Source organism: Gracilibacillus caseinilyticus, assembly GCF_022919115.1.
Lineage (GTDB): Bacteria > Bacillota > Bacilli > Bacillales > Amphibacillaceae > Gracilibacillus > Gracilibacillus caseinilyticus.
This window is the reverse complement of sequence record NZ_CP095072.1, coordinates 4,465,556-4,478,690: the sequence shown is the minus strand read 5'-3', so window position 1 is coordinate 4,478,690 and position 13,135 is coordinate 4,465,556. Positions and strand designations below refer to the sequence as shown.

The following is a 13,135-nucleotide window of genomic DNA, read 5'->3' as shown; positions in this document are numbered from 1 at the left end:
ACAATTCCTAGTAAAAGTGAGGAAATGGGACCCGCAAGCATGATTAATAAACTTCTCACTCTACTGTTACTTATCGAAGGAGCAGTATAATGAGCGAAGAACTAACTGCTTAGTGGTAATTTTGACAAATAGCGTGTGCTTAACAAAGCACCGGAAATATGCTCCGCTCTAGTGAAGTGCTACAACGATTGGAACAGCTAACAGCAGCAGTGCTAAGCATAATGTTTTATAGGAATTATATGATATTTAATTATAACTATGGTTGATTACCACTCCATATACTAGCAAAAGTTGTAGAGTCACTATCATAGCGTAGGCCAACCACGTAGACTTCCGCTGGACGTGCAGGTGCTGAAGATCCACTTTGTGAAGCGGTCTTCTTCACAAAGTTAGCTTCAGCCGTGCCCCGCAGGACGCGAAGTGGTTGGCCGGAGCGGTGTCCTAGCACATCAATCATTTCAAAGTTACCACTAAGCTAGTTAACATAATCCATATTATCAGAACTCATAATACTTAACTTAAGCATGATAGCTCCTGCAACTTATCTTAATGACTGAAGTTAAATAATTTCTTTGTTAATAAAAGAAAGAGTCTGATTTAGCTGCTAAATCAGACTCTAACATAATATATTCCGTTCATGCATGTGCCCGCTTGAAGCTGATTGTAGCTATTGCTACAAATACAACGGCAAATGCCAGAATAAACAATATTTCCTCGAATACGGTAACAGAACGGCCGAATACGGTGATATCAAGTCCCATTGTTTGACGAATGGTTTCTGGAAGACTCTCGACATCAATCATTATTTTTTTCATGACATCGACACCATACGTAACAGGGTTAAGCTTCACGATGACATCGAGCCAGCTAGGCATGTTGTTGATCGGAAATAAGGCGCCAGATAGGAAAATCATAGGCATCACCAGGATTTGCACAATAAGCTGGAAGCCTTGAGTGGATTTGATCATACTGGCAAATAGCAAGCCTACACCTGATAAAGCAGCCCCGAGCAGAAACATAAATGGGATGACCTTAATCAAGGACCAGATATCATAGGATAGCCCAAGAAACGGAATTAATAAAAACAGAATGATACCTTGAATCGTTGAGACAGACGCTGCCCCCAGCATTTTCCCGATCGCGATACTTACACGTGAAATAGGGGAGACAAGGATTTCCTTCATATATCCGTAATTTTTGTCTTCAATTACAGACATCGCGGAAAAAATCGCCGTCATTAACAATGTCATCGATACGATACCAGGGAAGACAAATTCAACATAATTAAATCCTTCACTACTGTCCGCCATTCCACCTGCCATCATTGATTCCATTGTACCACTTAAACCACCACCAAATATTAATAGAAACAGGATCGGCATTGAAAATGAACCTAACAATCGAGCCCGATCCCTGAAAAATTTCATTAAATCCCGTTGCCAAATCGCGAGAATTCCTTCCATGTAAATACCCTCCTTAATCCTTGATTTTTCGCCCTGTATAAGCTAAAAAGACATCATTTAATGTAGGCTTTCGGATGTTTAACGCAGTAATCGGAATTTCTAACGTCTTAATAAATTTGGATATAAACGCGTCACTGCTGGAGACCTTTAAGTGAATGGTATTGTCTTTTACCTCGACCTCCGCATCACTGATTTTTTCTTCGATTTCTTTCAGTGCTGCTTCATTATCTTCCGTAGAAAGCTCGATCATGTCACCGCCTAATTGATCCTTTAAAGCAGAAGGGGAATCAATGGCAATGATTTCACCTTGATCCATAATCGCGACACGATCACTGATTTCTGCTTCATCTAAGTAATGCGTTGTTAAAAACATCGTAATGCCTTCTTTTTCCTTCAGCTTTAAAATATATTCCCATAAATGAGCACGCGTATTGGGGTCAAGCCCGACTGTCGGCTCGTCCAGGAACAATACCTTCGGATAATGGAGAAGTCCGCGCGCTATTTCGAGCCGGCGCTTCATCCCGCCAGAATATTCTTCCACTCTTTGATTTTGTTCATCTACAAGATCCACAATTTCCAGTACTTCCTGGATACGAGCATCACGCTTATCTTTCGGAACATTGTAAAATCGGCAGTGTAATTTTAGGTTTTCGTTAGCCGTTAATTTTTCGTCCAATGTATTTTCTTGAAAGATAATACCAATACTTGCGCGTACTTCATCTTTTTCTTTATTTGCATCGTAACCATTAATAATAATATCTCCGGAAGTAGCTTTTAGCATCGTACAAATCATATTAATTGTTGTACTTTTACCAGCGCCATTCGGTCCGAGAAAGCCGAAGATTTCGCCTTCTTTCACATCAAAACTGATCCCTTTTACTGCTTCGACTTTTTTATATGTTTTGGTTAAACCTTTCACAGATATGACGGAATTCAATATAAAACCTCCTCACGAATGAAATAGTTATGATATAATAACTATTATCCAACCACAGCTAGATAAAGTCAATTTATTCGAAGGAGTGTGTAACATGCCGAGTGAAAAAGACGTCTTAACTCATGAACTTGTGGATGCTGCACTCAGTGTTTTACCATTATTGCCCAAAAAAATATTTGGTACATCACATGTTGTGAAAAAAGACGAGCTTCATCTTTCTCATTTTCATGTGTTACGAATGATCGAAACTGAAGAACCGATTCAAATGACGTTCATTGCCAAAAAATTAGATATCAATAAATCCAATTTAACACCGATTATTCAGAAGTTGATGGAGAAGGAATTTATTAAGAAAAAGAAGGACGCCCATGACAGACGGATCACTTATCTGGAAATTTCGAAATATGGCAAACAATATACGTCTGAAATGAAAATGGAATTACATCGAATCGTTCAGGAGCGATTCTCCAAGTTGACAGATGAAGAAAAAAGCGAGTTGCACCAAGCTTTTCTTACCATCCATATGATTTTGTTAGAATTAGAATGATGGGAAAAAAGTCTTATAGGAGGCTGACTAATAGTTTGGTATGATTAATTTCAGGGAAAATTGTAAATAGAAATACTTTTTTTACCACAAATAAACAGGGGGAGTATCTATATGAAAAAACATTTAATCGTATTGATTTTACTAGCTTTTCTCTCAGTTACTCTGATAGCGTGTTCACAAGACACAGAAGAGGATACGCAATCATCAGATGATAATGGGAATACAGAAACAATCGATGCTACAGACGATGTAGATGAGGCAGGAGATGCAGAATCTACCTTCACTCTTGATGAGAACAAGGCAACAGAGGTATTAAATCAGTATCATGACACGGTAATGCGTGTTATTAACAATGCAGATGATCAAGGTACTGTGTCGGATTTTACTACGAAAGAAGCGTTACAAGAAGAATTTATGACGATCATGTCAGAGGAATTAGCAAGTTCTTATGTTGATCAGTATTTCCAGGAGACTGATGGTCAGCTTTTTGTTGTACCAACTGAGGCACCTATATGGTTTAAAGAGGATCAAGCTTTTCAGATGCAAGAAGTCAGTAAAACAGAGTATGAAATTATCCAAGAGCAAACAAATGAGCTTATTGGTGAAGTGAAAATGACATATGTACTCACATCAAATGACGATAAATGGATTGTCCAGGAAGTGCGCACGGAAGATTTAGGAGACACATCGAATGGTGATGGCCAAAATGACAGTAGCAATCAAAGCGGCAGTGATTCTGCAGGCAATAATGAGAATAGTAATAAGAGCGAAGAAACAAACGAATCTAATGGTGAAATAACAGATGTGAAAGCGGAGGCCCTGGTCAGACAGCATTTGAACATTCCAGAAGATAGTGAAATGAAAGTTGTAATGGATCATAAAGATGATAATGGTAATTTTGTCGTACAAGTATATGAGCTCGTTCAGAATGGTGATACAAGTCACACAGCAACAGTTGGCTGGTATATTGTCAATAAGGATGACGGGTCTATTGAAGAAATGATGTAATGAAGTCTAGTATAATGCGCCTTATCCCTCAGGGATAAGGCGTTCTTTTTGATGTAAACAGATACCAAGAGAAAGTTAAGCGAAAAATCGGAGGTATAGGTTGGAAAGTTGCAGGGGTATTTTCGTTAGGTGAAACAACTAAAGTTGTAACAAAGGTGCAACAGTTAACCTTTGTTATAGCAGGAATTATACTTGTTGTTGGCTCGATTATATCTGTTATATTCGCAAGTAGAATAACGAAACCAGTTAATAAATTAAAAAACTTAATGCGTAATGTCGAAGAGGGAAGATTAGACTTTCGTTTCCAATCAAAAATACAGACGAGATTGGCCAATTAGGTAATAGTTACAATAAGATGATTGATGAAATGGAACGATTAATTGATTTGGTATACCAAGAGCAGAAGAGTAAGCGGGAAGCAGAGTTATACAGCAAGGTGTAGATGTTATTGCATTTTCTCCGAAAGTAGAACATGGTTGCACAGAAGTATTGCAAGAAGCAAAAGAAGTCGGATCCCAGTGATCTTGTCCGATAGAGAGATCAAAGTCGAAGATGATTCGCTTTGGACCTCATTTATCAGGTCTGATTTCGTTGAGGAAGGAAGAAGAGCAGTGCAATGGATCGTTAAAAATAAGAAGACCATTCAAAAGAATGCACCAATCAATATTGTGGAATTGGAGGGAACTTCAAATTCCGCACCAGCTGTTGATCTAAAACAATAATTTCAAGAAATTATCAAACAATATAATAATATCACGATTCTGGAATCATTGCCGGGTGACTTTACACTAGGAAAAGGGTAAGAATGATGGAACGGCTGCTGTTAAAATACGGAGATGCGATCGATGTTGTCTATGCACATAATGCTGATATAGCAATTGGTGCCATTCAGGCGATTGAGGCTTTTGGTTTTCGACCGGGACATGACATGAAAATTATTTCGATTGATGCTACTAATAAGGCATTTGAATGTAATCCATTACTAGGTCCGCAAATTATGCAAGCATCGAAAGAGTTGGTTGCGGGGAAAGAGATCCCTATGAAGATTACCACTTCTGAAGAAACGTTTAAGAAGGAAGAAGCAAGGCAAGAAATGAGAAAAAAGACAATATTAATAATAATGACAAATTCGAAGGTATAATGAATAATCCAAAAAGGCTTGCACAAGATAAGTGCAAGCCTTTTTCATGTATGCTTCTCTAGATCATAGTCTATAGAAAATCATTTTTTTTGATACTGGAAAAAACTTCTTCTAATGAACGGTGAAAGAAAATAGCATCCTGTATCTTTCTTTCAAACAACTCTTTATGTGAATCAGAGTAATGAGTAAGATCTTCCTGTATTTCTGCTAAATTATTGATTTGTATATTAAGCGAAGCCAGCCAACGGTTAACATAGGTTTTCATGAATTTTTTGTATAAATCTTCTCGCGCTTCATATAAGTCTTTGCGCACGCCTTTTTGCCAGACGCGTTCCACAAGATTAAATTCCAATAGTCTGCGGATGGCATAGCTCATTGCTGTTTTGCTTTTGCCAAGAGATTCTTTCATTTCGTCTAATGTCATCGGTGCTTCATTTAAATACAAGGTCACAAAAAGCTGTGCCTCTGTTTTGTTTAATGAAAACATCTCTAATGTTTTTGAGAATTCAGATACAATCTGATTGTTTACTCTTTCTAATTGGCTATGATCCGATTGTGTCATAAAGCTATGACAACCTCCTTTAACGCACTTACTTTAACTTTATACTACACTAAAATAAAAAGCTATATACATAGTAAAGGAAATAAATTCATTTTGTAAAGATTAAACTTTATAAACGTAACGATCTGAAAAATAAGTGCATAACGGTTGAAATAAATGAAATGTTCCTGTAACATAAAAAACGATGTTCGGAAATGACGGAATATGTCGAAGAAAAAGAGGTGGTTTAATTCATGTCTGTCATTAAGGTAAAAGACTTGTCGAAAATTTTCGGCAAAAAGACTAAAGTAGCTCTTTCATTATTGGATGAGGGCTACACGAAAGAACAAATATTAGAAAAAACAGGATGCACAGTAGGTGTTAACCGTGCTTCTTTTGAAGTAGAAGAAGGAGAAGTCTTTGTGATTATGGGACTTTCTGGAAGTGGTAAATCAACCCTTGTACGCTTGTTAAATCGTCTCATCGATCCTACTGAAGGTGATGTAGAAGTTGGTGGCGAGAATTTAGCGAAGGTTGGAAAAGATACTTTACGAAAAGTACGCCGCGAAAAAATGAGTATGGTATTCCAAAAGTTCGGTCTGTTTCCGTTCCGAACCGTATTGGAAAACACTGAATTTGGACTTGAAGTACAAGGTATCAGCAAAGAAGAACGAGCGAAAAAAGCGGAAGAGGCACTTCAGTTAGTAGGCTTGGGAAGCTTTATTCACCAGTATCCGGATCAGTTATCCGGTGGGATGCAACAGCGTGTTGGTTTAGCTCGTGCCTTAGCGAATGACCCGGAAGTATTGTTAATGGATGAGGCTTTCTCAGCGTTAGACCCGTTAATTCGTAAAGATATGCAAGACGAATTATTGGATCTGCAACAAAAAATGAAGAAAACGATCATTTTTATTACGCACGATTTAGATGAGGCGTTGAGAATTGGTGATCGCATTGCTTTAATGAAGGATGGTTCCATCGTACAAATCGGTACACCAGAAGAAATTCTCGTTAATCCTGCGAATGATTACGTAGAACGATTTGTGGAAGATGTTGACCGTTCCAAAGTGTTAACAGCAAGCCATATTATGAAACGTCCAGAAACAGTTGACATCGATAAGCACGGACCGCGCGTTGCATTAGAGCGTATTCGTGAACAAGGTTTATCAAGTATCTATGTGGTAGATCGTGGAAGACAATTGCAAGGATATGTCACAGCAGATGATGTCAAAAGTGCAAGAGACAAAGAATCCAAAGATTTACGCGATATTTTACAGAAAAATATGCCTACAGTTGGTATGGAGGCACCAATTCATGAAATTTTTGATATTATTCATGACTCACCGGTACCAGTAGCCGTTGTAGAAGATGGCAAGTTAAAAGGGATTATCGTGAGAGGTGCCGTTATTGCAGCATTAGCAAACGGAAATGGGGTGACAGAAGATGCTTGATTTTATCGGAAAAATCCCATTAGCCGATTGGATTGATCTAGCAACAGATTGGATGCAAGAGACGTTTGAATTTATCTTTGACCCTATTAAAGATGATTTTGGTGAGTTTGTGGAATCAACAGCTGATTGGTTAGCTGAAATTCCACCGATTGTCATTATTTTATTAGTTGCGGTAGTCGCATTTTTTGTTTCAGGTAAGAAGTTCGGTCTAGCTGCATTTTCAATTGTTGGACTTTGGTTCGTCTATAACCAGGAACTATGGGAACAATTGATGGCAACATTAACACTCGTTGTCTTCGCCAGTCTGATATCGATTATTATTGGTATTCCGGCGGGGATTTGGATGTCCAAAAGTGTATGGGCGCAGCGAATTATTACGCCAATTCTGGACTTTATGCAGACAATGCCTGCCTTTGTATACTTAATTCCTGCCGTTGTTTTCTTTGGTATCGGTATGGTACCTGGTATCTTTGCATCGGTAGTATTCGCAACACCACCAGTAGTACGTTTCACGAATCTTGGTATCCGACAAGTTTCTTCCGAATTAGTGGAAGCGGCAGATGCGTTTGGGACAACTGGTGCGCAGAAACTCTTTAAAGTAGAATTACCAATGGCAAGAAAAACGATGATGGCTGGTGTAAACCAAACGATCATGCTTGCCCTCTCAATGGTTGTTATCGCTTCTATGATCGGTGCACCCGGTCTTGGTGATGAAGTATTAACAGCGTTACAACGTTCACGAGGTGGTCCAGGTTTCGTTGCAGGTTTAGGAATTGTAATCCTAGCGATTATTATTGACCGACTATCTCAGAATGTGAACAAAAAATAAGTGAATAACTTCCCTGTCTATCAGGGAAGTTAAATATATAAAAAATTAACAAAGGGGAGTTCTATTAATGTTGAAAACATGGAAATCTTTTGGATTAATTGCTGTACTAGGTTTAGTGTTAGTTCTAGCTGCATGTGGCGGCGGAAACGGATCTGAAGAAGAAAGTGATAATGGTTCAGATGAGTCAGCTTCTGTGGGTAATGATCAAGAAGTACAATTAGTTTATGTTAACTGGGATACAGAAATTGCTTCCACACATGTTGTAGGTGAAGTATTAGAAGACTTAGGTTATGAAGTAGAATTAACATCAGTTGAAAATGCTGCGATGTGGGAAGCAGTAGCAAATGATGAAGCAGATGGTATGGTTGCTGCATGGTTACCACTTACTCATAAATCACAGTTCGCAGAATTCGGTGATCAAGTAGAAGATTTAGGAACAAACCTTGAAGGTGCAAAAACAGGTTTAGTTGTCCCATCTTATATGGATGTTGAGTCAATTGAAGATCTATCTGACCAAGCTGATATGACTATCACTGGTATTGAAGCAGGTTCTGGTGTAGTAGGAGCAACAGAAACAGTACTTGAAGAATACGGTAACTTAAGCGATTGGGAACTGCAAACTTCTTCAAGTGGTGCAATGACAACTGCTTTAGGTGACGCAATTGAAAATGAAGAAGAAATCGTTATTACTGGCTGGTCTCCACACTGGATGTTCTCTGAATATGATCTTAAATATTTAGAAGATCCTAAAGGTGCTTACGGTGAAGCAGAAAATATCAAAACAATGGTACGTCAGGGACTAAAAGAAGACTTACCAAATGTTTATAAAGTATTAGACCAGTTCAACTGGACACAAGAAGATATCAACTCTGTTATGGTTGATGTAGTCGTAAATGGTGAAGATCCAGATGACGCTGCAGAAGCATGGGTTGAAGAAAACCAAGACAAAGTAGACGAATGGACTAAAGGCGTTGAGTAATATTTAGTATGAATCCCCCTCTTATTATAAGAGGGGGGTTTTTGTATTTAGTTTAATGACTGTCATGAAGGCACGTTACATAGATATTTGGATTCTTATAATATGGATTATGTCAGGTAAACTATAGCGATGTGGTAATTTTGATATGTAGTATATGCGTAACAAAGCTCCGGAAATATGCTTCGCATCCTGTGGGGCACGGCTTCAGCTAGGCTACTACTTTCACTGCTTCTTTGCTGCCTTGTGCCGAAAAGCCCACTTCGAAGACATACTTGCAGACACATGCACAGACAAAGTGGATCTTCAGCTCGCGCTGATCCCACGGGAGTCTTCGCATATTTCCTGCGTTCAGTGAAGTGCTACAACGTATGGAACAGTCAAAAGCAGTGGTTCTAGGCATTATGTTATTGATTTAAATGCTATTATTTATGGATGCACTCAATATGCTAGCTCTTACAAAAGTTGTAGAGTACCTATCCTAGCGCAGGCCAACCACGTAGACTCCCTCGGGATTGAGCAGGTGCTGAAGATCCACTTTGTAAAGCGGTCTTCTTTTCAAAGTTAGCTTCAGCCGTGCCCCGCAGGACGCGAAGTGGTTGGCCGGAGCGGTCTCCCAGCACATTAACAATTTCAAATTTATCACCAAGCTAGACATAATCCATATTATAGGTAGTTGTGTAAAGGGAGAAGAAACGTTCATAAGTGCATGTTCTTACGTGCAATAGAAAAGAAAAGAATAAAATAGTCTTAAAACTCTTATTTTTGAAAAAATCGAAGGATAAGAAAATTCATCAAAACTGTGTAAAACTATTCACCCTCAAGTACTGTGTTAAACTAAAAGAAAAGGGGAGAGCTATATTGAAAACGGCTTTAATTACAGGGGCTGGAAGTGGGTTCGGACTTGTGACAGCACTTGAACTGGTCAAAAGTGGCTATCATGTAATTGCGACGATGAGAACCATTCACTCCCAACAAACTTTAATCGATAAGGCAGCAGAATTAAAGTTAACTAATAGGATCACAATTTTAGAAATGGACGTCACAAATGAAAAGCATATTGAACAGGTCACACAGTATATGAAACAAAACTGTCTAAAGCTCGATTTACTTGTTAATAATGCTGGTTATTCGCATGGCGGATTTGTATCGGATCTATCGACTGAAGCTTTTGAACAGCAATTAAATGTGAACTTGCATGGGGTATTTCGTGTAACCATTGCAATGTTGCCGTTTCTGGAACAGGCAGATAAAGCGAACATCATTAATATTAGCAGTGTGAGTGGAATGATCGGATTTCCAGGGTTAAGTAGCTATTGTACATCTAAATTTGCGTTAGAAGGTTTTAGTGAAAGTTTAAGATTGGAATTATTACAGCGAAATATTTATGTATCTATTATCGAACCTTCTTCTTATCAGACGGCTATCTGGCAAAAGAGTTTGCAGACCATTGATCAAGAAAGAATGCAAGCTGATCCACTGAAATATTCAGTATTTAACTATGCGAAGCAATCAGCAAACACCGACCAGAACCCGAAAGAAATTGCAGATTTAATTATTAAAATTTGTAATCGTTCCAAGCCTAAGTTGCGTTATCCAATCGGTAAAGGAGCAGCTGCCATGTTCTTTGCTAAGCGCTTATTACCTTGGCAATTACTAGAAAAAATTATCTTAAAAACATTGCAAAAATAGGTGGAAAACCGAAATGACAAAATGTATAATTATAAAATAAAATGTATCTTTATTCAAAAAAAGAAAGGTGATTGCTGGTGGAACTTATTAGTGAATCTGATAAAATTCAGGATTATTTGGAGGAGTCCAAAATGGTAGACTTCTCAAATCCTCTCGTTAAACAAGTTGCTAGCAGTTTGTTCAATGCATCGCAAACAGAGATTGAAAAAACGAAGATAGCGTTCCTTTTCATGCGTGATCAAATCAACCACGTATGGGATATCCAAAGTAGAAGAGTAACATGTAAAGCATCGGAGGTTCTTCGATTTAAAGAAGGAATCTGTTATGCAAAAGCAAATCTTTTTGCTGCATTATTACGGTGTCAAGGTATTCCGACAGGTTTTTGTTATCAGCGATTAATGCTATTTGATACATTTGAAAAAGGCTATTCGCTGCATGCATTAAATGCAGTTTATTTACAGACGTTGGACAAATGGATCAGGTTAGATGCAAGAGGGAATAATGACAGTGTTGATGCACAATTCTCGCTCGATGAAGAGCGATTAGCATTCCCGGTTCAAAAGCAATTTGATGAAATCGATTATCCTACAATTTATGTAAGACCAAATCAACAAACTTTGGATGTTTTAAAGCATCATTCTGATATGTTAGAAATCTATCAGAATTATTTGCCGGAAAAGCTTTAAGGGCTAATTGGAACGTTCATGGAAAATAAATCGTTTCCATGATAAAATTAAACTGATATGGTTTATATATACATAAATAAGGTGCTAATAGAATATTCTGAAATCGATTCACCAGAAAAACAGCAATTAATAGAGATTGTACAACAGGTATAGGAGGCCATGTATGCAAATACGCTTTATTATTGTAGTACTGGCAGTTAGTTTGTTCGGGCTTGCATCTTGTGACAACAGTGGTTCAAAAATAGGGAAATTAGACAAACTCCAACAGGCGAGTGACGAGACACAACTGCTTAATAACGGTACTTATACAGAACAGGTTGAGCTGAAATTGGACGGTAAACATTTCACTTCTATATCAACAGAAGGTGCCTTTCTGGTACAAGGAGATCAAGTGGACTGGCAAATAAAACGAGTTCAACAGCAGGCTGGAGAAGAAGCCTTTGTATCAGAAACGGTCCAAATCGATAATCATCAATATCAACGTATGATTCAGCGAAATGAGCAGCAAGCACATTCTGAATGGCAACAGCTTAAAGAAGAGACGTCCGATTATCCCAATGACTTAGAGGTGTTATTAGAGATAGATCTTGAAAAAGAAGATATCGAATCAATAGCCGTCGAGAGTCGGGATAATAACACGGTATACACGATTTCCTATAGTGAACACTACTTCTCTAAGATAAAGGAACGAAATATTAATATGATAGAATCGTTAATAAAAGAAGCGCAGGAAAAAGGACATGACAATAATGATACATTGGAACGTTCATTAGCACTCAATAAATCGATCAACTATTTAAAATTAAAAAGAAGCTACACTCTTAATGAAGAGGGGATTCTGATCAACAGTGAATCTGTCCGTAAAGTCGAACAAACCGTTGAGAATACAAAACAAATTCAGGAAACAACAACGCAAGTATCGATAGTGGATTATAACCTAACCGATTTAAAAATAAAAAAGGAAGGACTCGAGTAGAATTATCGATGTCCTTCCTTTTTTAAGTTTCAATTAAATTAGTTTTTCAATCTTTGCGTTACTCTTTAACTCATCGATTTTTGCTTGGATTTGATCCTTTTTCTCCTGCTGTTTTTGTGAAAATAGCATTTGTTCGATTCGGCCTTTGACTTGTTCTAAAGCAGGAATTTCTTTCTCAGATTGTTCTTTTAGGGAATCATAATATTGTTGAATTTCTTCATCTGAAACCTTGATATCAAACTCTGATTTCATATACTTCGTTGAGAGTGCATTTTGTTTTAATTGTTTTTTATATGTTTCTTCTGTTAAGCCGCTTGATTTCAATACAGTGGAGAATTGATCCCCGTATTGATCTTTTAATGAGTCAACCTGGCTTTGGATTTGTTCATCATCGACTTTAATACCTTGTTCAACTGCATCTTGTCTGATTAATTCCTGGTTAATTAATTCTGTTAAAGTTTGTTCTTTTAGTGAATCCGTATCTTCTGTATCTTGTCCAGATTGTTGCAAGGTGCTTTTAACTGTTGAATACATTTGATTGTAAGCTACACCATTGATTTCTGTTCCATTAATGGTTGCTACGGTTTTATCATTTTTTACTTTTTCTTCTTCACTGACAAGCTGCTCTTCCGTTGTTTGATTAGATGATGAACCGGATGAAGCTTCAGATGATTCTTGATTGGATTGATCTTCTTCACTTCCACAAGCGACGGCTATGATTGATACGATGATCAGCATCAACGTCAATAGGCTTTTTTTCATTTTGTTCTAACCTCCATTTACTATCATTGTTTGTCCATTCAAACATACATATAAGCAGGAATGCAAGTCATATCTTTTGTCGAAACAGTAAAAAATCTTGCCAGGACAAGGCTTATGGCTGTATAT

General features: G+C 37.8%; 15 protein-coding genes. 11 read left to right on the top strand and 4 right to left on the bottom strand.

What is annotated here, in order from left to right; genetic code table 11:
* Window positions 1-635: 635 nt before the first annotated feature.
* Together MUN88_RS21420 and MUN88_RS21415 are read right to left on the bottom strand one after the other, a co-directional pair.
* Window positions 636-1,463 carry an ABC transporter permease gene (locus tag MUN88_RS21420; protein WP_244719242.1) on the bottom strand — a complete coding sequence of 276 codons (828 nt, stop codon included), beginning with the start codon at window positions 1,461-1,463 and terminating at the stop codon, window positions 636-638.
* Window positions 1,464-1,476: 13 nt separating this feature from the next.
* Window positions 1,477-2,400: an ATP-binding cassette domain-containing protein gene (locus tag MUN88_RS21415; RefSeq protein WP_244719240.1), complete on the bottom strand. Its 924-nt coding sequence runs from the start codon at window positions 2,398-2,400 to the stop codon at window positions 1,477-1,479.
* Window positions 2,401-2,494: 94 nt separating this feature from the next.
* Here MUN88_RS21415 and MUN88_RS21410 point away from each other — a divergent pair, with 94 nt between their 5' ends.
* The 5 genes from MUN88_RS21410 (at window position 2,495) to MUN88_RS21390 (ending at window position 5,096) form a co-directional block, all read left to right on the top strand.
* Complete coding sequence (locus MUN88_RS21410) at window positions 2,495-2,947, top strand: MarR family transcriptional regulator (protein WP_244719239.1); 453 nt, start codon at window positions 2,495-2,497, stop codon at window positions 2,945-2,947.
* Between the two features lie 111 nt (window positions 2,948-3,058).
* Window positions 3,059-3,955 (top strand): hypothetical protein, encoded by an 897-nt coding sequence (locus MUN88_RS21405; RefSeq protein ID WP_244719237.1) that lies wholly within the window; start codon window positions 3,059-3,061, stop codon window positions 3,953-3,955.
* A 155-nt stretch (window positions 3,956-4,110) separates the two neighbouring features.
* Window positions 4,111-4,293, top strand: a complete 183-nt coding sequence (locus tag MUN88_RS21400; protein ID WP_244719235.1) for a hypothetical protein — start codon at window positions 4,111-4,113, stop codon at window positions 4,291-4,293.
* A gap of 180 nt (window positions 4,294-4,473) precedes the next feature.
* Complete coding sequence (locus MUN88_RS21395; RefSeq protein ID WP_244719233.1) at window positions 4,474-4,677, top strand: type 1 periplasmic-binding domain-containing protein; 204 nt, start codon at window positions 4,474-4,476, stop codon at window positions 4,675-4,677.
* 83 nt (window positions 4,678-4,760) lie between these two features.
* Window positions 4,761-5,096: a type 1 periplasmic-binding domain-containing protein gene (locus MUN88_RS21390; RefSeq protein ID WP_244719231.1), complete on the top strand. Its 336-nt coding sequence runs from the start codon at window positions 4,761-4,763 to the stop codon at window positions 5,094-5,096.
* A gap of 70 nt (window positions 5,097-5,166) precedes the next feature.
* On the opposite strand, the gene MUN88_RS21385 is transcribed toward MUN88_RS21390, so the two are convergent.
* Window positions 5,167-5,658, bottom strand: coding sequence for a GbsR/MarR family transcriptional regulator (locus MUN88_RS21385; RefSeq protein WP_244719230.1), 492 nt, complete (start codon window positions 5,656-5,658; stop codon window positions 5,167-5,169).
* A 233-nt stretch (window positions 5,659-5,891) separates the two neighbouring features.
* On the opposite strand from MUN88_RS21385, the gene MUN88_RS21380 reads away from it, so the two are divergent.
* The 6 genes from MUN88_RS21380 to MUN88_RS21355 all read left to right on the top strand — a co-directional run bounded on the left by MUN88_RS21380 (window position 5,892) and on the right by MUN88_RS21355 (window position 12,247).
* Window positions 5,892-7,088: a quaternary amine ABC transporter ATP-binding protein gene (locus tag MUN88_RS21380; RefSeq protein ID WP_244719227.1), complete on the top strand. Its 1,197-nt coding sequence runs from the start codon at window positions 5,892-5,894 to the stop codon at window positions 7,086-7,088.
* Window positions 7,081-7,917, top strand: coding sequence for an ABC transporter permease (locus MUN88_RS21375; RefSeq protein ID WP_244719225.1), 837 nt, complete (start codon window positions 7,081-7,083; stop codon window positions 7,915-7,917). The genes MUN88_RS21380 and MUN88_RS21375 overlap by 8 nt, the downstream gene beginning before the upstream one ends.
* A gap of 67 nt (window positions 7,918-7,984) precedes the next feature.
* Complete coding sequence (locus MUN88_RS21370) at window positions 7,985-8,896, top strand: glycine betaine ABC transporter substrate-binding protein (protein ID WP_244719223.1); 912 nt, start codon at window positions 7,985-7,987, stop codon at window positions 8,894-8,896.
* A gap of 858 nt (window positions 8,897-9,754) precedes the next feature.
* On the top strand, window positions 9,755-10,585 hold the full coding sequence (locus MUN88_RS21365; protein ID WP_244719221.1) for an SDR family oxidoreductase: 831 nt from the start codon (window positions 9,755-9,757) through the stop codon (window positions 10,583-10,585).
* Between the two features lie 77 nt (window positions 10,586-10,662).
* Window positions 10,663-11,271 (top strand): transglutaminase-like domain-containing protein, encoded by a 609-nt coding sequence (locus MUN88_RS21360; protein ID WP_244719219.1) that lies wholly within the window; start codon window positions 10,663-10,665, stop codon window positions 11,269-11,271.
* Window positions 11,272-11,434: 163 nt separating this feature from the next.
* Window positions 11,435-12,247: a hypothetical protein gene (locus MUN88_RS21355; protein ID WP_244719217.1), complete on the top strand. Its 813-nt coding sequence runs from the start codon at window positions 11,435-11,437 to the stop codon at window positions 12,245-12,247.
* Between the two features lie 33 nt (window positions 12,248-12,280).
* Here the strand turns inward: MUN88_RS21355 and MUN88_RS21350 are convergent, their stop codons facing one another.
* Window positions 12,281-13,009: a SurA N-terminal domain-containing protein gene (locus MUN88_RS21350; RefSeq protein WP_244719215.1), complete on the bottom strand. Its 729-nt coding sequence runs from the start codon at window positions 13,007-13,009 to the stop codon at window positions 12,281-12,283.
* Window positions 13,010-13,135: the final 126 nt, after the last annotated feature.